The following is a 22,465-nucleotide window of genomic DNA, read 5'->3' on the forward strand; positions in this document are numbered from 1 at the left end:
CGGCAACTCGGGTTCGCGGCCGGGTGCGCGGCCGTGGAGGGCTGGTTGTGAGCACCGCGACCTTGCGCGGAGGCCGGGGCAGGCCCCTCCTGGGGTGTGCCCCGGCCTTCGAGCGTCCGGGCCAGCGGGGTTCCGTTCAGGCTCCGGCGGGGCCCGCCGTGCCCGCCAGCGCGTCCAGGTCGCTCCTGCGGACCCGGATCACCACCGTGGCGACGACCAGGGCGAGCACGGCCATCGCGACCGCCGGGACGAAGGCCGTGGAGATGCCGTGGGCGAGTACCTCGTGGCTCCAGGGCGCGGGCAGTTGGCGGGTCGAGGCGAACTCCGCCTTCTGCTCGGCCGAGGCCGTGGCCATGAAGTCCTGCACCTGCTTGTCCGCCTCGTTGCGGCTCGCCGTCCCGAAGACCGTGGTCAGGATCGAGAGGCCGAGCGAACCGCCCACCTGTTGCGTGGCGTTGAGCAGGCCGGAGGCGGCGCCCGCCTCATGCGTGGCGACTCCGGAGACCGCGGTCAGGGTCAGCGTCACGAAGTTGAGGCCCATGCCGAAGCCGAACAGCAGCATCGGACCGAGCACCCCGCTCGCGTACGAACTGGCCGGATCGATGAAGGTCAGCCATCCGAGCCCGACCGCCACGAACGCCGAGCCGATCGTCATGAACGGCTTCGGACCGAACACGGGCAGGAACCGTTGCGACAGACCCGCGCCGACCACGATCGCGACCGTCACGGGCAGGAAGGCGAGGCCCGCCTCGATCGGCGTGTACAGCAGCACGTTCTGCACGAAGAGAACGATGAAGAAGAACATGCCGAACATCGCCGCGGCCAGGCTCAGCATGATCACGTACGTACCGGAGCGGTTGCGGTCGGCGAACATCCGCAGGGGTGTGATCGGTTCCTTGGCGCGGCTCTCGATCAGTGCGAAGGACACGAGCAGGACCACCGCGGCACCGAACGAGCCGATGGTGAGGCTGTCCCGCCACCCCTCCTCCGAGGCCCGGATGAATCCGTACACGAGGGAGGCCATACCGGCCGTCGAGGTGAGCGCGCCCGCGATGTCGAAGCGTCCCGGGTGCCGTTCCGACTCGCTGATGTAGATCGGCGCGACCACGGCGATCAGCAGGCCGATGGGCACGTTGACGAAGAGGACCCAGCGCCAGTCGAGCCACTCCGTGAGCATTCCGCCGGCCAGCAGGCCGATGGCGCCGCCACCCGCCGAGACGGCCGCGAAGACGCCGAACGCCCTGTTGCGCTCGGGCCCTTCGGGGAACGTCGTGGTGATCAGCGCGAGCGAGGTGGGGGAGGCGATCGCGCCGCCCACTCCCTGGAGCGCGCGCGCCGCCAGCAACTGCCACGGCTCCTGGGCGAGTCCACCGAGCAGCGAGGCGGCCGTGAAGAGCAGGATGCCGGTCATGAAGACCCGGCGACGGCCGAGGATGTCACCGGCGCGGCCGCCGAGCAGCAGCAGACCGCCGAACGTGAGTGTGTAGGCGCTCACGACCCAGGTGAGGTCGGTGGTGGAGAACTTGAGGGCGCCTTGAATGTGCGGGAGCGCGATGTTCACAATCGTCGCGTCCAGTACCACCATGAGTTGGCAGGCCGCGATGACGGTGAGCGCGATGCCGGGATGCCCCTCCCGGCGGGCCGCTCCTGGCTTCTGATCCTGAATCAACGGAGAGGTTGTCACTATTGTTCCCCCACAGAGGTGTTAGTGAACGCTCGCGTTCACTGCCATGCAAACGGTAGTGAATCCCCGACAGTGAACGCAAGCGTTCACTGAACTTGCTTCCGGATTGCGTCACTTGACCGCTCGCGGATCCCCCGGTCCGCTGGGTGCGTGCCCGTTCGCGCACGCACCGCACAACCGCCCAAACGGAGACACGCTCATGACTACTTCGAGTTGGACGGCCGCCTCCGCTCAGGTGGCTTCCTCGCGCCGACGCGGCGCCGTGCTCGAACGCGCCATCCTCGATGCCGCCCTGGAGCAACTCAGCACCGTCGGCTGGAACGGGCTCACGATGGAAGGCGTCGCCGCCGGCGCCCAGACCGGCAAGGCCGCCGTCTACCGGCGCTGGCCCTCGAAGGAGGACCTCGTCGCCGACGCCCTCCAGGCCGCGCTGCCCCCGCTCCAGGGCGTGCCCGATCTCGGGAACGTGCGGGACGACCTGCTCGAACTGTGCCGGCGCGCGCGCCAGGCCATGTTCTCGCGCCCCGGGTTCGCCCTTCGCTCCGTCCTTCACGAATGCGACAGCTCTCAGGCCGAGCGGTTCCACGGAGTGATCTTCGAAGGCGTGATCGAGCCGACCGTCAAGCTGCTCCGCGAGGTGATCGGCCGGGGAATCGAGAGGGGAGAAGTGCGGCCCGACGCCGCGAACCCCTACGTCTTCGACGCCATCCCCGCGATGATGATGTACCGCTCGAAGGTGTGCGCGAGCGAATGGACCGAGCGGGACCTCGAAGAGATGATCGACCAGTTCATGGTCCCGCTGCTGAGGCCCGGGGTCGCCTGACCCGTCCCCGGGCGGCCGCCGCGGGGGGCCGGGGCCGCCCGGGGAGGCCTGGGTGTCGCGACGGGTTCCGGGCGGCGTAGTCTGAGGACGCCATGCCGTACGAACCACCCACCCACACCGTCGAGCGCTCGCTGCGCGCCACGACCGGAGCCAAGGTCGTCGCCGGCGTCGACGAGGTGGGGCGCGGCGCCTGGGCCGGCCCGGTCACCGTCTGCGCGGCGGTCACGGGCCTGCGGCGTCCGCCCGAGGGCCTCACCGACTCCAAGCTCCTCACCGTCAAGCGGCGCAACGTCCTCGCCGAGCAACTGGCGACGTGGGTGACCTCCTACGCCCTGGGCCACGCCTCTCCGGAGGAGATCGACAGCCTGGGGATGACGGCCGCACTGCGCCTGGCCGCCTGTCGCGCCCTGGAGGCACTGCCGGTGCGTCCCGACGCGGTGATCCTCGACGGGAAGCACGACTACCTCGGGGCGCCCTGGCGGGTCCGTACGGTGATCAAGGGCGATCAGTCCTGCGTCGCCGTCGCGGCCGCCTCGGTGATCGCGAAGGTCCAGCGCGACAAAATGATGGCCGAACTGGGTGCGGACCATGCAGACTTCGGATTTGCGGCCAACGCCGGGTATCCGTCACCGGTGCACAAGGCCGCGCTGGAGTTGCGGGGCCCCACCCCGTACCACCGGCTGTCGTGGGCGTATCTTGATGCGCTGCCCCAGTGGCGGCACCTCAAGAAGGTCCGCAGTTGGGCGAACGAAGGCGTTCCGGAGATCGAAGGGCAGCTCGGCTTCGATTTCTGACGGTTCCGTTCGCACTCACGTGCCACCCGCTCACGCGGGTCGCATCGGCGTTTGATAAAAATCAGCTCATGCCTCTCATTCCCGAGGAGCCTCAGATTCACGAGAGTGCCCAGGGTCCCCGCGTCGCTCCGGCCAGTGGCCGTACCGCGCCGACCCCCCGTCCCGTACCCGGCCCCCGTCCCGCGGCCCCGCCGCGGCCCGGCCGTCCGGGTCCTGTCCGGCCCGCGCCGCCGGTGCAACGAGCACCGCGCGACACGGCCGTGGTCAAGCCGGGGCCGTCCGCTCCGGTGGCCCCCGCCGCTGCCTCGACCCCGCAGATCCAGCTGATCCCGGCCTCGGCCCAGGGTGCGCTCGACGCGGCCGAGGAAGCGGTCGACCTGCTTCTCGAGTCGGGCCGGTCCCCCGGTGAGGTGCTGGTGATCACCACCGGCGAACCGCACCCGTGGGCCGCGCACGAACTGTCGTTCGGCGAGACCGCCTACTGGGCTCAGCACGACGCGGGAGACGACGTGTTCTACGCCGACGCCTCCGCCGTCGCTCGTGCCGCGTCCCGTCCCGTGGTCGTCGTCGCCGTCAACGGCGGGCCCGACTCCGTCGCCGCCACCGCCCTGCCACAGGCCCTCGGCCGAGCCGGTGCCCTGCTGATCGTCTGCGGTGACCCGCAGCAGATCAACTCGGTGCTGGGCGCCGGAGTCTGAGGACCCCCACCTTCCTTGGGTCCTCGGGGTGGAATGCCACTTCGGGTGGCATGACGCACGGTGGTCCGCTCGACGTGTGCCGGTACGGGGAACTGTGCCGGTGCTCCGAGGGCTCCGCCGTGCTCACGGCTCGGGTTTTGCCCGCTGTCCTTTGTGGGGGCGGCCCGTGCGCTGGCCGTGGCGTGGGCTTGTTTCTGCGTGTGCGTGTGCGTGTCCGTGCGCGGGTTGCGGTCGTGGCTGTCGCGGTTCGCGTGCCGGGGTTCGAGGCCGTGGAGCGCGGTGGTTTCGGAGTGCGCCGGCTTCTTCGAGGGTTGGCGGTTCCGGAGACCGGTGGTGGCTCGGCTGGGCGTCGCGCCATGACGTCGGTCGGATCCGGAGCCCGTGCGCGGGTTCGGCCCCGCTCCGTTGCGGTACGCCGTGGACCGTCCCTTCTCCGTGTGGCCGTGGCCTGATTGTGCGGGTGAGCCCTTCACGTGTGTGGGGGCTGCTCCTGGGTCGGGCCCTTGCCGCGTGCCGCCGCCGGTGTGCGCCCGCCGGTACCGGTCCGAGGTCGTCGGACCGGCTTGCGGGTCGTGTGGCGAGCGCGTTCTCGTGTTCCGGTGTTTCCGGTCCCCCGGAGGATGGACTGTCTCCGGTGCGGTGCGGTGCGGTGCGGTGCGGTGCGGTGCGGTGCGGTCGGGTCAGCGTGCGGCCGCGCGGCGCAGCAGCTCCGAGGCGGCGCCGCCGGTGCGGGGCTGCACGGGTTCGGCGGCGGCGAACGCTTCCATGGACTCCGGTATGGAGTCCGAGCTGGGGCGGCGTCCGCCCCGTCCCTCGCCGAGCACCTGCCAGCCGTCACGTGTCAGCGTGATGTACGCCCCGCAACGCAGCCCATGCAGAGTGCAGGCGTCCCGCAGCCCCCACATCCACGCTCCGTCCTCCTCCGTCCAGCGCGCGTCGCCGTCCCGGCAGTACAGCAGTACGGCTGTACGCACCGGAGTGCGGCGCCGCAGGTCGTGCGGGATGACCCGGCGCAGCTGCGCGAGCAGCGCGTTGCGGAACACCCAGCCGTCCGCCGGGGTCGGCCGGCGCGTGAAGGACGCGCTGGCGTTGAGCCGTTCGTCCGCGTCGAGGACGGCCACGACGGCGGTCGTGGGCCCGGGCCGATGCCGCGCGTGCAGTCCGCTGACGACCTCTCGCGGATTTCGCAACAGGGGAATCCCTGCGGCGGCCCATTCGGCGGGTTCGAGCATCCGGGCCAGTGGGTTGGCGGAAGCGGACGTCGATATCGATGCCGCCGAGGACGGAGCGAATCCGAAGGTCACGGTCCTCCCTTCGGGTACGAGCCCGCACTGCGGGCGGGGGTCGGACTTGGAGGGCGCATCGCGGCGCAGCCCGAACGGGCGGCCCGTAAAGGGCCGCGCGGGGCGCGAGACCAATTCTTCCTGTCGAACTTGGTTGCGGCAACGAGCAATTGGGGCCACTGACCGGTATCAGTGAAACTGTCACATATATCCCTGCACCAGTGTCGTCCGCAGAACGGGTATGTCACCCCTGCACTGCGAGGACCAGCGGCAACACCCCCTGCGCCCCGGCCCGCCGCAGCATGCGCGCGGCCACCGCGAGGGTCCAGCCCGTCTCGGTCGAGTCGTCCACGAGCAGGACGGGGCCCTCGGCGCGAGCCAGCTCCTCGGCGAGACCGGGGGGCACCACGAGGGCGCCGTCGAGGGCCTTCAGCCTCTGTGCGCTGTTGCTTCTCGACACCTGAGCCGCCTCGGCCCCGGCCGCGTACTCGATGGAACCCAGCAGCGGAAGCCGTCCGACCTCGGCGATCCGCGCGCCCAGCGACCCGACGAGCTGCGGTCTGCCGCGCGAGGCCATGGTGACGACGCCGACGGGCCGCGCCGAGGCGTCGGGGCCGCCCGAGGCCCAGCCGCCGGGTCCCCGGGCCCAGTCGGCGAGCACGTCGACCACGGCCTTGACCACGTCGTCCGGCACGGGGCCGTCCGGGGCCTGGGGCGCGAGCATCGGCCGGAGCCGGTTGCCCCAGCCGATGTCGGAGAGCCGGCCCAATGCCCGACCGGAAGAGGCCTGTTCGCCGACCGGGATGCGCCCCTTCAGATCGACTCCCACCGCGGCGAGGCCCGTCGGCCACATCCTGCGCGGTTCGACCTCGACTCCCGCCCGGTCCAGCTCGCCGCGTGCCGAGTCCAGGGAGGCCGACGACACGGCGTCCGTGAACCGAGGAGCCGAGCAGTTGTCGCAACGTCCGCAACGTGCCGCGCCCTCGTCGTCCAGCTGCCTCCGCAGGAACTCCATGCGGCAGCCGGTCGTGGTCACGTAGTCACGCATCGCCTGCTGTTCGGCCGCGCGCTGCTTGGCGACCCAGGCGTACCGCTCGCTGTCGTAGGTCCACGGTTCGCCCGTGGAGATCCAGCCGCCCTTGACGCGCCGGACCGCACCGTCCACGTCCAGGACCTTGAGCATCGTCTCGAGCCGGGACCTCCTCAGCTCCACCAGTGGTTCGAGCGCGGGCAGGGACAGGGGGCGGCCCGCCTGGGCTAGGACGTCCAGGGTGCGCCGAACAAGCTCCTCCGGCGGGAAGGCGAGCGACGCGAAGTACTGCCAGATCGCCTGGTCCTCCTTGCCGGGCAGCAGGAGCACCTCGGCGTGCTCCACTCCGCGGCCCGCGCGGCCCACCTGCTGGTAGTAGGCGATGGGGGAGGACGGCGACCCCAGGTGGACCACGAAACCGAGGTCGGGCTTGTCGAAGCCCATGCCGAGCGCGGATGTGGCTACCAGCGCCTTGACGCGGTTGGCCAGCAGGTCCTCCTCCGCCTGCTGGCGGTCCGCGTTCTCCGTCTTACCCGTGTACGACGTCACTGTGTGCCCGTTCTGTCGCAGGAACGCTGTGACCTCCTCCGCCGCGGCCACGGTGAGTGTGTAGATGATCCCCGAGCCGGGCAGTGCGTCCAGGTGCTCGGCGAGCCAGCCCATGCGGTGGGCGGCGTCAGGGAGTTGCAGGACGCCGAGGCTCAGGCTCTCGCGGTCCAGCGGGCCGCGCAGGACAAGTGCGTCGGTGCTGCCGCCGGTGCCCAGCTGTTCGGCCACGTCGGCGGTCACGCGCGCGTTGGCCGTGGCGGTGGTGGCGAGGACCGGGACGCCCGGGGGGAGATCGGCGAGCATGGTGCGCAGACGGCGGTAGTCGGGCCGGAAGTCGTGGCCCCAGTCGGAGATGCAGTGGGCCTCGTCGACCACGAGCAGACCGGTCGCCGCCGCGAGCTTGGGCAGTACCTGGTCGCGGAAGTCCGGGTTGTTGAGTCGCTCCGGGCTCACGAGGAGCACGTCGACCTCGCCGGCCGCCACCTCGTCCTGGATGGTGTCCCACTCCTCCGTGTTCGACGAGTTGATCGTCCGCGCGCGGATTCCGGCACGGGCGGCCGCCTCGACCTGGTTGCGCATCAGGGCCAGCAGCGGGGAGACGATGACGGTGGGGCCGGCTCCCTGCTGGCGGAGCAGCGCGGTCGCGACGAAGTACACGGCCGACTTGCCCCAGCCGGTGCGCTGCACCACCAGGGCCCGGCGCTTGTCGGCGACCAGTGCCTCGATGGCCCGCCACTGGTCCTCGCGCAGCCGGGCCTCGCCCTCCGGGGCGCCGACGAGGCGGGCGAGAACGGTGTCGGCCGCGGTGTGCAGTGCTTCGTTGCTCATGGCCCCATGCAACCCGATGGGTCGGACAAAGCGCGAATGAGACCCGTGGGCTGTGCATAACCCTTGGCGTGGGCATGGCCGGGGTTATCCACAGGGGCAAGCGGAATCCTGAGATCCGCGCGATGGTCACGGCATGACGAATCACAGCGAAACGACCGGGAATGTCGACGACGGTGACATCGGTGGGGCCGGAGCGCACGGCGGAGGCCGGGAGGGGGCGGCTGCGTCGGTCGGCGGACGGGACGGGACCGTCGGCGGCCCGCACGCCGAGCACCAGGTCACGCTCCGCACCCCGGGCGAACTGGCCGATGCGTTGCCCTACCTGCTCGGATACCGCCCCGAGGACAGCATCGTCCTCGTGGCCCTGCACGACCGTGACGGGCGGGGGCGGTTCGGAGGGCGGGCCAGGCTCGGCATCCCGGCACTCGACGACGACTGGCCGTCGGTGGCCGGGCAACTGGCTCACGGGCTGGTGAAGGGCAGCGAGCGCAGGGGCTCGCACCCCGAGAGCATGGTCGCCTTCCTCTGCCAGGACCCGAAGGACGGGGAGTCCGGCAGGCAGGTCATGGAACGGCTGCGCCCGTTGGCGCAACTGCTTCGTACGGCCTGCGGAGCCCTGGACGTGCCCGTCATCGAGGCCCTGTGTGTCTCGGACGGCCGCTTCTGGTCGTACTGCTGCCCCAGCGAGCGGTGCTGTCCCCCCGACGGCACTTCCATGGGGATGCCCGGCACGTCGGTGCTCGCAGCCGCGGCGACCTACGCGGGACTCCAGGTGCGGGGCACGCTCAAGGAGCTGCGGGCCAGGCTCAGCCCCTGGGAGACCGCCGGGGTGCGGGAACAGGAGACCGCGCTCGACGCGGTGAGCATGGCGTTGATTCCGCGCATCCTCGACGACGAGAGCCGGGCGGAGGTGGCGGACCGGACGCTGGACCTGGCCCGGCTGGTCATGCGCAGGCTGGCCGCCGTCGCCCCGGTGGTCGGCACGCTCACCGCGGATCGCCGGGACGACGAGGCGCTGGCCCACGACGAGGCCGCCACCCTGATCCTCGGACTCCAGGACCGCACGACGCGGGACCGGGCCGCGGCATGGATGGAGGGCGACGAGGCAGGACCGGCCCTGCGCCTCTGGCGGGCGCTGGCCAGGCGCTGCGTCGGTTCCTACGGCGAGCACGCCGCTGCCCCGCTGACACTCGCGGGCTGGGTCGCCTGGTCCTCCGGCGACGAGCTGGAGGCCCGCGAGGCTCTGGCGATGGCACTCGGAGCGGATTCCGGATACCTCTTCGCGCGCCTGCTCCACCAGGCGTGCAACGAAGGGCTGGACCCGGAGGCGATCCGGCGCTGCTTGCGCGGGGAGGGTTCCGATCGCCCGGAAGCCGAGACTCCGGGTTCCCCTCCCGCCTCGGACTCTGCTGGCGGGGTCGAGGGCGTCACGGGGCATGCCCAGACACGCTCGCCCCGGCCGGCCACCCGCCGCCGACGCAAGCCGCGGTCTCCGGAGAGCGGACCGGGTCGTCACCCCGCTGGGAAGGGCGCAGGACGTCCGGGTACCCGATCCGCCGTTGGCGGGGGTGGCCGTCCGGTGTCCGCAGCCGACGGCGAGCCCGCGATGGAGGGTCCGACCCGGAACGGGTGCGACGCGGGAGACACCGCCCCATCGCGCCGAGAGTCCGGCCGTAGGGGGAAGGGGCGGGGAGACACGTGAGTTCCGGGGACCAGCGTCGGATCGGGCGGTCCGCCGACCGGGGTCGGGTGCTCGGCGATGCCGCGCGGTGCGCTGGCGGGAAGCTCGGGAGGGTTTCGGTCCGCACCGGTCGACAGAGGCTGCTCCGGACCCGGCGAACCCGGCATTTCGTGTACTCGAGCTCAGCTCTGACGGCCGTCGCACACCGGTCTCCGCGGCAACCGGCCCACGGCCAATCGGTCGGCTTCCACCGGCCCGTGCGTAACCGGGAGGGGGCCACTCCGTTCACCTGGGTGTCGCAGCTCGTGGCCGGGCCGTGCCGCGTCGGAACGCCATGGTCGTCGCCCTCGCCCAGCAGCAGCCCCTCACACGCCGCCGAGCGCACCCAGCGCACGGAGCACAGAAGAAGCCGCCCCATGTCTCAGCCCACCCCTTCCTCCGGCCCGAACGGCGAGCGCCCGACGCCCGACGGGTCCACACCCCTCTCGACGCGCCCGGCCGGATCTCCGGCCACGCAGGCACGGATCCATCCGCCGCGTGGGACGGTGAACCCGCCGCCCGCGCACACCGCCCTCATCTGCGTCGCCCTGCCCGGACTCGCGATCTCCTCGGACCAGGGCCAGTTGACGGGTCAAGGGCTGGAGGGCTTCTACCGCTCCGGTCTGCGCATGCTCTCCCGCTGCCGGTTGCGGGTGGCGGGCCGGGAGCCACTGGCGGTCCAGGCACGCATGATCGCCGCCGATCAGGCCCGCTTCATGGCGACGCTGAGCCTGACCGCAGACGGCGGTCCCGATCCGGGCGTCACGGTCGAACGGCTTCGTCATGCCGACGGCACTGAGCGGATCACCCTGCACAACGCCTCGCCCCGCCCTCTGCGCCTCCCCGTCGAGGTGGCGCTCGGTACCGATCTCGCGGAACTGGCGGCGGTCGCCTCCGGGCGGGCTGGCCCCGAGCTGCCCGCGAGCGTCCACGACTCCGGATTGCGATGGACCAGTCCCACCGGCCACTGCGTCGTCATCGCGGAGCCGCCGCCCTCCGACGCCCTGGCCTCGGCCGGACTGCTGCGCTGGGAGCTGGAACTCCCACCCGGCGGCACACGCACCCTGGAACTGAAGGTGCGTCCGACAGGGGCCGGGCCCATGAGGACGGTCGCGCGCAGCGCCACGAACCCGCTCGCCCCGGCCGGGGCGGCAGGAGACGATCCGAGGGTCCACCCCCTGCTGCGCACGAGCATCGAGGACCTCCAGGCCCTCCTGGTGCGGGACCCCGACCACCCGTCCGACACGCACCTCGCGGCCGGCGTGCCCTGGCGCTGCGGTCTGGCACCGGCGGACGCCCTCGCCGCGGCACGCATGGCGCTGCCGCTGGGCACCCGGCTGGCGGCGGGAACACTCCACACCCTGGCCCGTGCGCACATCACTGACGAAAGCTCCCGGAGCGGTCCGATCCCGGGGCCGCGGAGGCACGTCGGCACGCATCTGCCGCCGAGCTGCACGGGACAGGAAGCGACCCTGCTGTATCCCGTGGTCCTCGCCGAGGCCAGACGCTGGGGACTTCCCGAGCAGGAGATCGAGAAGCTGCTGCCCACCGCCGAGCGCTGCCTCAAATGGCTGAGATCCGCAGCCGGCGCCGGAACCTACCTCCCCGATCCGCACCCCGGCGGGCCGTGGCGCTGCGAGACACAGGCACACGCCCATCGGGCGGCGGTGCTGGGCGCGGACCTGCTCGACGCCTACGGCAGGAGCGGTGGAGCCGAGCTGAGACAGTGGGCCGGCGAACTGAGATCCGCCTTCCGGCGGGACTTCTGGATCGAGAGCGGTGCGGGTGGCAGGCCCGCCGCGGCGCGCCTGCCGGACGGAAGGCTCGTGCCGCACCTCGGCGCGAGCACCGTCCATCTGCTCGACACGGGCCTGCTCGGAGCGGGCGAACATGCGCCCGGCCTGCTCGACAAGACCCAGACGGAACAGCTGGCCCGGCTGTTGGGCGGCCCCGCCATGGACTCGGGCTGGGGGTTGCGCAGCCTGGGCGCGAGGGAGCCCGGGTACAACCCGTTCGGGCATCGAAGCGGCGCCGTGCGGGTCCATGAAACCGCGGTCGCCGTCGCCGGGTTGGCGGCCGCGGGCTGTAAGGAGGAGGCCGGTTCGCTGCTGCGGGGCGTGCTGTCGGCCGCGGAGAGCTTCGGATACCGGCTGCCCGAGATGTACGCGGGGGAGCAGCGCGCCACGGGTGCCGGCCCCGTGCCGCACCCGACCGCCTGCCGGCCCGCGGCCACCGCGGCGGCCGCGGGAGTCCTGCTGATCACGGCCCTCGCCGGAGTCCGGCCGGACGCGCCGGCGCGGACCGTGACGCTGCGCCCCTTCGAAGGCGCACCTCTCGGCGAGATCGAGCTGACGGGACTGCGTATCGCCGGGGCCCCGTTCTCGGTACGCGTCAGCAGGCTCGGCCTGGCCATGGTGGAGGAGGCCGCCGACGGTCTTCAGCTGGGGGTGTGAGCGTCGGCGGGGGCACCGGTCGGACGGTCGACGCGGCCCGCCGCCGGGTGTCGGGCGGAGCCGTGGATCAGCCAGGGAAGCGACCGACGAAGGGAGTGTTTATCGTCAGGCAGACGACTATGATCGCGGCATGCCCTACGACCCGTCAGCCTTTCCGCCGTTCGCTGTCACCGTTGACCTGGTCGTGCTGACCGTGCGTCGTCACGCCCTGTGCGCGCTGGCGGTACGGAGGGGTGAGCCGCCCTTCCAGGGGCGGTGGGCGCTGCCCGGCGGCTTCGTACGGGAGGACGAGGACCTGTCGCAGGGCGCGGCTCGGGAACTCGTCGAGGAGACCGGGCTGACCGCCCACGATCCGTCCGATCCCGCGCAGGTCAACGGCGCGCACCTGGAGCAGCTCGCGACGTACGGCGACCCCAAGCGTGACCCGCGGATGAGGGTGGTCAGCGTGGCCCACCTCGCTCTCGCACCCGACCTGCCCGCGCCCAGGGCGGGGGGAGACGCGAACAGTGCCCGCTGGGCGCCGGTGGAGGAACTCCTCCAGCAGGGCGGCTACGGCCGGGACGGCGAGCAGGCCGCACCGCTCGCCTTCGATCACGCGCAAATCCTCTCGGACGGCGTGGAGCGCGCCCGCTCCAAGATCGAGTACTCGTCGCTGGCCACCGCCTTCTGCCCCACCGAGTTCACGGTCGGTGAGCTGCGACGCGTGTACGAGGCGGTCTGGGGGGTCGCGCTCGATCCCCGCAACTTCCACCGCAAGGTGACGGGCACACCGGGCTTCCTCGTGCCCACCGGCGGTACGACCACCCGGCAGGGCGGCCGCCCCGCGCAGCTGTTCCGTGCCGGCGGCGCCACACTGCTCAACCCGCCGATGCTCCGGCCCGAGGTCTCACACCTCGGCTCTGACACCTCGGCTCTGACGCCTCGGCTCTGACGCCTCGGCTCTGACGCCGGCTGTGGGGCCGACATCTCCTCGGGCACTCGGTTCGTCTCGGAGCGCGAGTGGACGGGGAGGCCCCGAGAGTTCGGGTGCGGACGGTTTCCGGGCCCCGCCGCCCGGTCAAGTGGCGCGGCTGATGCGGGGCGTGGATCGGAGCGCGCCCAGGGTACCCGCAAAACGGCACATATCGCGCTATCTTGCGTTGGGTGATCCAGGCCATCGGACTGACCAGCAACACCCGCAAGGAGCTTCCGCCCGCCGTCGACGACGTCTCCTTCGAGGCGCCCGCGGGCCGCGTCACCGCGCTCCTCGGCGCGCCGGGCGCGGGCAAGACGTCGGCCCTCCGGCTCATGCTCGAACTCCAACAGGGTCGCGGAATCACCCACTTCAGAGGGCGCCCGCTGCACCGCATCCCGCACCCCTCGCGTGAGGTCGGCGTTCTCCTCGGCGAGGTTCCGGGGCATCCGGCCCGTACCGTCCGGGGGCAACTGCGCATGCTCTGCGCCGCGGCGGGCGTACCGACCGGGCGGGCCGACGAAGTCCTCGAAGTGGTCGGGCTCGTCAGCCTGCGCGACGAACGCCTGGCCACGCTCTCGCGCGGCACGGACCGTCGTCTCGGCCTGGCCTGCGCGCTCCTGCCCGACCCGCACACCCTCGTGCTCGACGCCGCCGCCGACGGCCTCTCCCCTCGTGAAAGCCGCTGGCTGCACGGGATTCTTCGCGCGCACGCGGCGGAGGGCGGCACCGTGCTGTTCTCCACGGACGACCCGAAGGAGGCCGCCCGGACCGCGGACCGGGTCGTGACGCTGGAGGAGGGCAGGCTCGTGGCGGACCAGCCGGTTGCCGACTTCGCCCGTACGAGGCTCCGGCCGCGCGTCGCCGTCCGCAGCCCGCACGCGGCCCGGCTCGGTGCCCTGCTCGCCAAGGAGGCGCGTACCTCCCGTCGCTCGGTGGAGGTCGTGCACGAGGACGGCAACCGCCTCTCGGTGTACGGCAGCACCTGCGCGGAGGTGGGCGAGGCCGCGTACCGGCACGGCATCCTCGTTCACCAACTCGCCGACGAGGTGGGCGACATGGGTCCGACGCCCACCGTGCTGCCCGCGAACCGCGCCGAGGCCTCCGAGGGGCATTTGGGCGTCGCGGAGTGCCGTCCCGGCGCATCGGTCGGTGGAGCCGGGACCAGTGGAGGGGGCGATACGCCGGTTCCGGCCGGTGAGGTTGGCGCCGCGCACGCCGAAACCCCGGCCAGTGCCATCGACATGTCGACCCGTGCCGTGAGGCCGGATGTTGCCGCGGCAGCCCCTGGCGAGGTTCGTCCGGAGCGCGGGGCGTCGGCCTCGGGGATCACGCCGACCGCCCAGGCTTACGAGGCGCCCGCGGAGTGCCCCGTGCCCACTGACCCTCCCTCGGCGCCCGCCGGGGCCCTCGCAGAGCCCCTCGCGACGCCCGTCGGCAGCGCGGAAACCGCGGACGAGCGCGCGGACGGCACCGGCAACGCTGATGCGGCCGAGGGTGTCGAAGCGGCCGACACCCCCAATGGACTTCCCGGAGCCCCCGGAGCCCCCGGAGCCCCCGGAGCCCCCGGAGCCCTCGGTGCCGCCGGTGCCGCCGGAGCGGCCGGTGCCGCCGCAGCCGCCGACGCGGCCAGAGCTCATGGGGCCCCTGGTGACGTCGGTGCCGTCGGACGCGTCGAGCGGGATCGGACCGCAGGTGAGTCCCCCCTCCCGCCCCCCATCGCAGTCCGCCACGGCGCGGGCCCCCTGCGCCCGTTGCGCTACGAACTGCGGCGCGTGACAGGGGTCGGAACCGGTTACCTCACCGCGGTAGCCGTGCTCGTCAGTTCCGTCGTCATCTCCGTGCTCCTGGCCAGGGCCGGGCACACACCTCAGGCGCGACTCCTCGCCGCGTGGCCACGCGAGTTCCCCCTGCCGCCGGCCGCGCTCGGGGCGGGGCTGCTGGGGGCGATCGCCTTCGGTGACGAGTTCAGGCATCCCGCTCTCGCCGCCGATCGCGGCACCGTGCCCCGCCGACTGGGACTGCTCGTCGCCAAACTCCTCGTGGCCACCGTCACCGCGCTGCTGCTCGCCACGGTCACGGTGGGCGTGAACGCCGAACTGCTCTACCTCCTCTACGGACAGGAGCTGACCGGTGTTCCCGCGGACTGGCTCTCCCTGAGTGCGAGTTGGCTCGGTCTCATGGTGGGCTGCGCCTGGGCGGGCGTTCTCGCGGCGGGCATCTTCCGGTCGACGACGGCCGGACTCGCCGCGGTGGTCGCCGTACCGATTCTCGTCGTGCCGCTCGTACAAAAGGTCTTGGAGGGACCGTCTGTGCGGACGGCCGCCGGGATCTCCACGCGGCTCCGTGAGCTCGTTCTGGTGCCGTGGCCCTTCGGCGGTGAGCGCTATCTGACGGTCGTGGCGGGAGTGGTCGCCCAACCCGTGGGCGGGGCACTGATGTTGTCGGTCACCGCGCTGCTCTGCACGTATCTGTTCACGACCCTCCGGACGAGGGTCCGATGACGACTGTCCGTACACGCGCGTTCCGTCATGTACGCAACTCCGCTTAGAACGCCCATTTCTTTCCGATAAGGCGTCAATTGCGACGGGGTGAGCGATCACCCTTTCGTGTGCTTTTCACCAAAGACCTCAAGGGAGTTGGGGACGGAGCCGACAAAAGATCCGTGAGTACCCTTGCGCACACCATGATGACCAACGCCCGCTCCGCAGACTCCGGCCTCGCCGGACCGGGCGAACACAACCGCTACCCCTATGCGGAGACGGTCGGTGCCGACCGGCTCAGTTCCTCGGTGTGGGACGGCAGCGACCAGGAGCTCGGCCGCGTGGGCCGCCGTGCCGCCGGCAGCCGCGGCCGCGGACTGCACGGCCAGCTGGTTCAGCAACTTGGACAGATGATCGTCTCCGGTGACCTGGGTGCGGACCGACCGCTCGTGCCCGAGGAGATCGGCCAGCGATTCGAGGTCTCCCGCACCGTCGTGCGGGAGTCGCTCCGGGTGCTGGAGGCGAAGGGCCTGGTCAGCGCCCGCCCCAATGTCGGAACCCGTGTACGTCCGGTCAGTGACTGGAACCTCCTTGACCCGGACATCATCGAGTGGAGGGCTTTCGGGCCCCAGCGCGACAGTCAGCGACGTGAGCTGAGCGAGTTGCGCTGGACGATCGAGCCCCTGGCCGCCCGCCTCGCCGCCGGACATGGACGCGAGGACGTGCAGCAGCGGCTCACCGACATGGTCGAGATCATGGGGCACGCCTTCGGGCAGGGCGACGCGCTCACCTTCGCCAGGGCCGATGCCGAGTTCCACTCCCTGCTCATCCAGCTGGCGGGCAACCGCATGCTGGAGCACCTCTCCGGGATCGTGTCGGCCGCGCTCCAGGTTTCCGGCGGCCCGGTCGCGGGCTGTGACCGGCCGAGCGACGTGTCCCTCACGCACCACGCCCGCATCGTCGACGCGCTCGGCACCGGGGACGGTCCGGGCGCGGAAGCCGCCATGCGTCAGCTGCTGACGGTCCACCCCGAGGCGGAGCGTGTCGTGCCCGCGCCGCGCGAGCACTGATCGCGCGTCGAGCGCGATGTGGTCGGGAAGCGCGTGCCCCGCGAGGCGTCGCTCGGCCGGTGGACCGCCCGCCACCGGATCTCGCCGGATTTTCGAAGAATCCGGCGGGGTTCGGCAGTGCGATGAGATGCTGGGGTTGTCGGCTGACCGCCTTTGACGGTGTCTGACCGCTTTAGGGTGCTTACGGGGTGTGACTCGGGCCACGCAGATTGGGCGTAACGCTCATCGGAACAGCGCGATGACCTAAGAGGTGACAGCCGAGCAGGGAATACGGACGCCGAACAAGGCGCTGTGACTCTTCCCGGCCTCCCGCCCGCGCCGTCGGCCCATCCCCAGTCGGCGGTCGTCGGCCCCTGTTCCTTCGCGGACGGGGCCGGAAGCCGTTTTCCAACGTTCCGAGAGGTTGTTCGTGTCGGCCAGCACATCCCGTACGCTCCCGCCGGAGATCGCCGAGTCCGTCTCTGTCATGGCGCTCATCGAGCGGGGAAAGGCTGAGGGGCAGATCGCCGGCGATGACGTGCGTCGGGCCTTCGAAGCTGACCAGATTCCGGCCACTCAGTGGAAGAACGTACTGCGCAGCCTCAACCAGATCCTCGAGGAAGAGGGTGTGACGCTGATGGTCAGTGCCGCGGAGCCCAAGCGGCCCCGGAAGAGCGTCGCAGCGAAGAGTCCGGCCAAGCGCACCGCCACCAAGACCGTCGCGGCGAAGACGGTGACGGCCAAGAAGGCCACCGCCACCGCCGCTCCGGCGATGCCTGCCTCCGACGCTTCCGCCGAGGACGAGTCCGCCACCAAGGTGGCTGCCAAGAAGACGACGGCCAAGAAGGCCGTCGCGAAGAAGACCACCGCCAAGAAGGCGACGGCCAAGAAGACCACCGCCAAGAAGGACGACGTCGAGCTCGCCGACGACGACGCGGCGGAGGAGACTCCCGGTGCCGCCAAGGCCGGCGGCGACGAGCCCGCCGAGGACGGCGCCCAGGGCTTCGTCCTGTCCGACGAGGACGAGGACGACGCGCCCGCGCAGCAGGTCGCCGCGGCCGGCGCCACCGCCGACCCGGTCAAGGACTACCTCAAGCAGATCGGCAAGGTCCCGCTGCTCAACGCCGAGCAGGAGGTCGAGCTCGCGAAGCGCATCGAGGCCGGCCTGTTCGCCGAGGACAAGCTGGCCAACGCCGACAAGCTCGCTCCGAAGCTCAAGCGCGAGCTGGAGATCATCGCCGAGGACGGCCGCCGGGCCAAGAACCACCTCCTGGAGGCCAACCTCCGTCTGGTGGTCTCCCTGGCCAAGCGCTACACCGGCCGCGGCATGCTGTTCCTGGACCTCATCCAGGAGGGCAACCTCGGTCTGATCCGCGCGGTCGAGAAGTTCGACTACACCAAGGGCTACAAGTTCTCCACGTACGCCACCTGGTGGATCCGTCAGGCGATCACCCGCGCGATGGCCGACCAGGCCCGCACCATCCGTATCCCGGTGCACATGGTCGAGGTCATCAACAAGCTCGCCCGTGTGCAGCGCCAGATGCTCCAGGACCTGGGCCGCGAGCCCACCCCGGAGGAGCTGGCCAAGGAACTCGACATGACCCCCGAGAAGGTCATCGAGGTCCAGAAGTACGGTCGTGAGCCGATCTCCCTGCACACCCCCCTGGGTGAGGACGGCGACAGCGAGTTCGGTGACCTCATCGAGGACTCCGAGGCCGTCGTCCCGGCCGACGCGGTCAGCTTCACGCTCCTCCAGGAGCAGCTGCACTCCGTCCTGGACACCCTGTCCGAGCGTGAGGCCGGCGTCGTCTCGATGCGCTTCGGTCTCACCGACGGCCAGCCGAAGACCCTCGACGAGATCGGCAAGGTCTACGGCGTGACGCGTGAGCGCATCCGCCAGATCGAGTCCAAGACGATGTCGAAGCTGCGGCACCCGTCGCGGTCGCAGGTTCTGCGCGACTACCTCGACTAGGTCGTCCCGTACGCCACCGCGGGCCCGGTTTCCCCTTTTGGGGGAGCCGGGCCCGCGGTGTGTTTTGGCGTGCGGAGCGCGGTCGGCTGGATCACTCTGGGTGTCCCATGGCAACCCCTGAGTGAGGAGTGCGCATGCGTCGTCCCCTGGTTCGAGCGTTGGCCCTCGCGGCCGCGGCGGCCGTCATACCGCTGGCCGTTCCGGCACCCGCGGCAGCCGACGTCATCATCGGTGGCTTTCCGGTCGAGATCTCCGAGAGTCCCTGGGTGGTGGCCCTGTCCAGCCGTGACCGGTTCGGGGGTACGCGCGGGGGCCAGTTCTGCGGCGGTGTGGTGGTCGGCCGCTCGACCGTGCTGACCGCGGCCCACTGCATGAGCGAGGAGGTGCTCGGCGCGCCTCCGCGGCAGGCCCAGGATCTGAGGGTCGTCACGGGTCGCGGGGATCTGCTGTCCGGCGTGGGCAAGGAGATCGCCGTGACGGAGACGTGGATCAACCCGGAGTACGACAGCTACACGAACTCGGGGGACTTCGCCGTGCTCACGCTGGCGGAGCCGGTCGCCGACAGCTCGGTCATCCCCATGGCCGCTTCCGGGGACGCCGCGTACCGGGCAGGCACGGAGGCGGCGGTCTACGGCTGGGGCGACACCACGGGGAGTGGCGACTACGCGACCACCCTGAGGGCGGCCGGCGTGCAGGTCTTCTCGGACGCGGCCTGCTCGGAGGCGTATCCGGGCGGTGGCGACGGCGAGTACATCGCCGCCTCCATGGTGTGCGCCGGCCAGGAGGCCGGCGGCAAGGACGCCTGCCAGGGGGACAGCGGGGGCCCGCTGGTCGCCCAAGGGCGGCTGATCGGTCTGGTGTCTTGGGGGAACGGCTGCGGGCTCGCCGGCAGCCCTGGTGTCTACACGAGGGTCTCCGAGGTCGTCAGGGCGCTCGGAACAGGCCACTGAGCGTGCACTGACACGATGCCGTGCACGAGCGACGGAAGGCCGCTCCTGGGGCCAGGAGCGGCCTTCCGGTCACCGGCCTGTGCCGGAGTCGGCTCGTCGTCTAACGCGAAGTGTCAGTGCTCTTCGTCGTTGGCGCTTGCCGGGGCGGCCGTGAGCCGCTCCGTCTCGTCCTGTATCTCAGCAGCGACCTTCTTGAGTTCCGGCTCGAACTTGCGCCCATGGTGGGCGCAGAAGAGCAGCTCACTACCGCTGAGGAGGACGACGCGCAGATATGCCTGGGCGCCGCAACGGTCGCAGCGGTCAGCGGCCGTCAGCGGGCTCGCGGGGGTCAGAACAGTAGTCACGTCGCCTCTTCTCTAGCTCGACGAGCTGTCGTACCAGGGTCAACATCCAACCAGGCCGAAAACGTTCCCGCTCGTGGCTCTTCCTCGAAAAAAATCTTCGAGTCGGCTGTCTGCTGCCGGTTGGCGGCGAATGAGCCGTATTGCGTTTCTTCGTGTCTTACGGGTTCGCGCTCTGTCAGGTTCGGTCCTCCCGGCTGGCTTGCCGGTTGTTCATGAGGACGTGCCCGGAGCCTAAATGGTTCATGCCCCGAAGGGAACGTGATATGTACTTCACCCGATCGAGGGATCGAACAGGCATGCGACTCTGGACTAGTGTGACTTTGGACGAGGGTGGCGTTACAACGGCTCTACCAGGCCTCGGTACCCTCAGACCGGCGACCGAAGCCGTGCCCTTACCCAAAAGGGCCCCATCTGAAATTCAGCGAGGAGCGAACCGCGTGACCGCCGAGACGTCCGTGCCGTCCACAGCCCTGCTGACCGGAGCAGACCGTGACGGTTCCAACTACACCGCGCGGCACCTGCTCGTCCTCGAGGGGCTCGAGGCCGTGCGGAAGCGCCCTGGCATGTACATCGGCTCGACCGACAGTCGTGGCCTGATGCACTGCCTCTGGGAGATCATCGACAACTCCGTGGACGAGGCTCTCGGAGGCTACTGCGACCACATCGACGTGATCCTTCACGACGACGGCTCGGTCGAGGTGCGGGACAACGGCCGGGGCATCCCGGTCGACGTGGAGCCCAAGACCGGCATGTCCGGCGTCGAGGTCGTCATGACCAAGCTGCACGCCGGTGGAAAGTTCGGAGGCGGCTCCTACGCGGCTTCCGGCGGTCTGCACGGCGTGGGTGCCTCGGTCGTGAACGCCCTGTCGGCGCGTCTGGACGTGGAGGTCGACCGCGGGGGCAACACGCACGCGGTGAGCTTCCGGCGGGGCACTCCGGGTGCCTTCAAGGCGGACGGCCCCGACGCCGCGTTCGACGCCTCGAACGGCCTCCGCAAGCTCAAGCGGATCGCGAAGACCCGCACCGGTACCCGCGTGCGCTACTGGGCCGACCGCCAGATCTTCCTCAAGGACGCCAAGCTCTCCCTGGAGCACCTGCACCAGCGTGCCCGCCAGACGGCGTTTCTCGTCCCCGGGCTGACCATCGTGGTCCGCGACGAGTTCGGACTCGGCGACGGCGGCAGCAAGGGCGAGGAGTCGTTCCGCTTCGATGGCGGAATCAGTGAGTTCTGCGAGTACCTGGCCACGGACAAGCCGGTCTGCGACGTCCTCCGCTTCTCCGGGCAGGGCATCTTCAAGGAAACCGTGCCCGTCCTCGACGAGCACGGTCAGATGACCCCCACCGAGGTCACCCGTGAGCTCGGCGTGGATGTGGCACTGCGCTGGGGGACCGGCTACGACACGACGCTCAGGTCGTTCGTGAACATCATCGCCACGCCCAAGGGCGGCACGCACGTGGCCGGCTTCGAGCAGGCCGTCGTGAAGACGGTCAACGAGGTGCTGCGGTCGAAGAAGCTGCTGCGCGTGGCCGAGGACGACATCGTCAAGGACGACGCGCTGGAGGGTCTCACCGCCGTCGTCACCGTGCGGCTCGCGGAGCCCCAGTTCGAAGGCCAGACCAAGGAGGTGCTCGGCACCTCGGCGGCCCGGCGCATCGTGACGAACGTGGTCACCAAGGAGCTCAAGGCCTTCCTCACTTCCACGAAGCGGGACGCCGCCGCGCAGGCCCGCGTCGTCATGGAGAAGGCCGTCGCCGCAGCGCGCACGCGGATCGCGGCCCGCCAGCACAAGGACGCGCAGCGCCGGAAGACGGCCCTGGAGTCCTCCTCGCTGCCCGCCAAGCTCGCAGACTGCCGCAGCGACGACGTGGAGCGCAGTGAGCTCTTCATCGTCGAGGGGGACTCCGCGCTCGGTACGGCCAAGCTCGCCCGCAACTCGGAGTTCCAGGCGCTCCTGCCGATTCGCGGAAAGATCCTCAACGTCCAGAAGTCGTCCGTCACGGACATGCTCAAGAACGCCGAGTGCGGTGCGATCATCCAGGTCATAGGGTCCGGGTCGGGTCGTACGTTCGACCTGGACGCGGCGCGCTACGGGAAGATCATCCTGCTCGTGGACGCCGATGTCGACGGGGCCCACATCCGCTGCCTGCTGCTGACGCTCTTCCAGCGCTACATGAGGCCCATGGTCGAGGCGGGGCGCGTGTTCGCGGCTGTTCCGCCCCTGCACCGGATCGAGCTGAGCCAGCCCAAGAAGGGCCAGGACAAGTACATCTACACGTACTCGGACCGTGAGCTGCGGGAGACGCTTCTCGAACTCCAGCGGAAGAACGTCCGGTACAAGGACTCGATCCAGCGCTACAAGGGCCTCGGTGAGATGGACGCCGACCAGCTGGCCGAGACGACCATGGACCCGCGGCACCGGACCCTGCGGCGGATCAACATCTCCGACCTGGAGGCGTCCGAGCAGGTGTTCGACCTGCTGATGGGCAACGACGTCGCGCCGCGCAAGGAGTTCATCTCCAGCTCGGCCGCCACGCTGGACCGCTCGCGCATCGACGCGTAGGCGGTCGGCGAGCGGATGCCAGACCGCCCGGGCGGCCCGGACAGCCCGGCGGGTCTGGGCGGTCTGGACCTGCGAGGGTGACCGAGCCGGCCAGGGCTACTTCGGTGACGGGGTCGACACGGCTTGCGGTGGCGACCGGACCCGCCAGGGGTGACGGGGCAACCAGACCCGCCTGCGCGAACGGGGGCGACCGGGTCGACACGGCTGGCGCGACCGTCACGGCCGACGAGGTCGGATCGGCAGCATCGGTGTGCGAGGGACCGGTGTACGGAGGATCGGCGGGGGCGGCAAG

15 protein-coding genes are annotated in these 22,465 nt (G+C 70.9%); 11 read left to right on the top strand and 4 right to left on the bottom strand.

The window, feature by feature from the left end; translation table 11 throughout:
* Window positions 1-136 precede the first annotated feature (136 nt).
* Window positions 137-1,684, bottom strand: coding sequence for an MFS transporter (locus IE265_RS21110; RefSeq protein ID WP_190037208.1), 1,548 nt, complete (start codon window positions 1,682-1,684; stop codon window positions 137-139).
* Window positions 1,685-1,883: 199 nt separating this feature from the next.
* Here IE265_RS21110 and IE265_RS21115 point away from each other — a divergent pair, with 199 nt between their 5' ends.
* The 3 genes from IE265_RS21115 to IE265_RS21125 all read left to right on the top strand — a co-directional run bounded on the left by IE265_RS21115 (window position 1,884) and on the right by IE265_RS21125 (window position 3,999).
* Window positions 1,884-2,507 (top strand): TetR/AcrR family transcriptional regulator, encoded by a 624-nt coding sequence (locus tag IE265_RS21115; RefSeq protein WP_190037209.1) that lies wholly within the window; start codon window positions 1,884-1,886, stop codon window positions 2,505-2,507.
* Between the two features lie 92 nt (window positions 2,508-2,599).
* Entirely contained in the window at window positions 2,600-3,301 is a 702-nt protein-coding gene (gene rnhB, locus IE265_RS21120; protein ID WP_190037210.1) for a ribonuclease HII, read from the top strand.
* A 68-nt stretch (window positions 3,302-3,369) separates the two neighbouring features.
* The gene (locus IE265_RS21125; RefSeq protein WP_190037211.1) at window positions 3,370-3,999 is read left to right on the top strand and encodes a hypothetical protein; all 630 of its coding nucleotides are present in this window, start codon (window positions 3,370-3,372) and stop codon (window positions 3,997-3,999) included.
* Between the two features lie 680 nt (window positions 4,000-4,679).
* Here the strand turns inward: IE265_RS21125 and IE265_RS21130 are convergent.
* Both IE265_RS21130 and IE265_RS21135 read right to left on the bottom strand, forming a co-directional pair.
* Complete coding sequence (locus IE265_RS21130; protein ID WP_190037212.1) at window positions 4,680-5,303, bottom strand: hypothetical protein; 624 nt, start codon at window positions 5,301-5,303, stop codon at window positions 4,680-4,682.
* 223 nt (window positions 5,304-5,526) lie between these two features.
* Complete coding sequence (locus IE265_RS21135) at window positions 5,527-7,689, bottom strand: RecQ family ATP-dependent DNA helicase (RefSeq protein WP_190037213.1); 2,163 nt, start codon at window positions 7,687-7,689, stop codon at window positions 5,527-5,529.
* A gap of 133 nt (window positions 7,690-7,822) precedes the next feature.
* On the opposite strand from IE265_RS21135, the gene IE265_RS21140 reads away from it, so the two are divergent.
* The 7 genes from IE265_RS21140 to IE265_RS21170 all read left to right on the top strand — a co-directional run bounded on the left by IE265_RS21140 (window position 7,823) and on the right by IE265_RS21170 (window position 19,268).
* The gene (locus tag IE265_RS21140; RefSeq protein ID WP_190037214.1) at window positions 7,823-9,391 is read left to right on the top strand and encodes a DUF4192 domain-containing protein; all 1,569 of its coding nucleotides are present in this window, start codon (window positions 7,823-7,825) and stop codon (window positions 9,389-9,391) included.
* A 395-nt stretch (window positions 9,392-9,786) separates the two neighbouring features.
* Window positions 9,787-11,862: a glycogen debranching N-terminal domain-containing protein gene (locus tag IE265_RS21145; protein ID WP_190037215.1), complete on the top strand. Its 2,076-nt coding sequence runs from the start codon at window positions 9,787-9,789 to the stop codon at window positions 11,860-11,862.
* A gap of 130 nt (window positions 11,863-11,992) precedes the next feature.
* Window positions 11,993-12,793: an NUDIX hydrolase gene (locus tag IE265_RS21150; protein WP_190037216.1), complete on the top strand. Its 801-nt coding sequence runs from the start codon at window positions 11,993-11,995 to the stop codon at window positions 12,791-12,793.
* A 212-nt stretch (window positions 12,794-13,005) separates the two neighbouring features.
* Window positions 13,006-15,318, top strand: coding sequence for an ABC transporter ATP-binding protein (locus IE265_RS21155; RefSeq protein WP_190037217.1), 2,313 nt, complete (start codon window positions 13,006-13,008; stop codon window positions 15,316-15,318).
* Window positions 15,319-15,479: 161 nt separating this feature from the next.
* Window positions 15,480-16,367 carry a FadR/GntR family transcriptional regulator gene (locus tag IE265_RS21160; RefSeq protein ID WP_190037218.1) on the top strand — a complete coding sequence of 296 codons (888 nt, stop codon included), beginning with the start codon at window positions 15,480-15,482 and terminating at the stop codon, window positions 16,365-16,367.
* Between the two features lie 409 nt (window positions 16,368-16,776).
* Entirely contained in the window at window positions 16,777-18,318 is a 1,542-nt protein-coding gene (locus tag IE265_RS21165) for an RNA polymerase sigma factor (RefSeq protein WP_190037219.1), read from the top strand.
* Window positions 18,319-18,452: 134 nt separating this feature from the next.
* Window positions 18,453-19,268, top strand: a complete 816-nt coding sequence (locus IE265_RS21170; protein WP_190037220.1) for a S1 family serine peptidase — start codon at window positions 18,453-18,455, stop codon at window positions 19,266-19,268.
* A gap of 113 nt (window positions 19,269-19,381) precedes the next feature.
* Here IE265_RS21170 and IE265_RS21175 read toward each other — a convergent pair whose 3' ends face one another.
* Window positions 19,382-19,612, bottom strand: coding sequence for a DUF7455 domain-containing protein (locus tag IE265_RS21175; RefSeq protein WP_190037221.1), 231 nt, complete (start codon window positions 19,610-19,612; stop codon window positions 19,382-19,384).
* A gap of 437 nt (window positions 19,613-20,049) precedes the next feature.
* Here IE265_RS21175 and IE265_RS21180 point away from each other — a divergent pair, with 437 nt between their 5' ends.
* Window positions 20,050-22,173: a DNA gyrase/topoisomerase IV subunit B gene (locus tag IE265_RS21180; RefSeq protein ID WP_190037222.1), complete on the top strand. Its 2,124-nt coding sequence runs from the start codon at window positions 20,050-20,052 to the stop codon at window positions 22,171-22,173.
* Window positions 22,174-22,465 lie beyond the last annotated feature (292 nt).

This window comes from Streptomyces fructofermentans (assembly GCF_014651055.1).
In the GTDB taxonomy this organism is placed as follows: Bacteria; Actinomycetota; Actinomycetes; order Streptomycetales; family Streptomycetaceae; genus Streptomyces; species Streptomyces fructofermentans.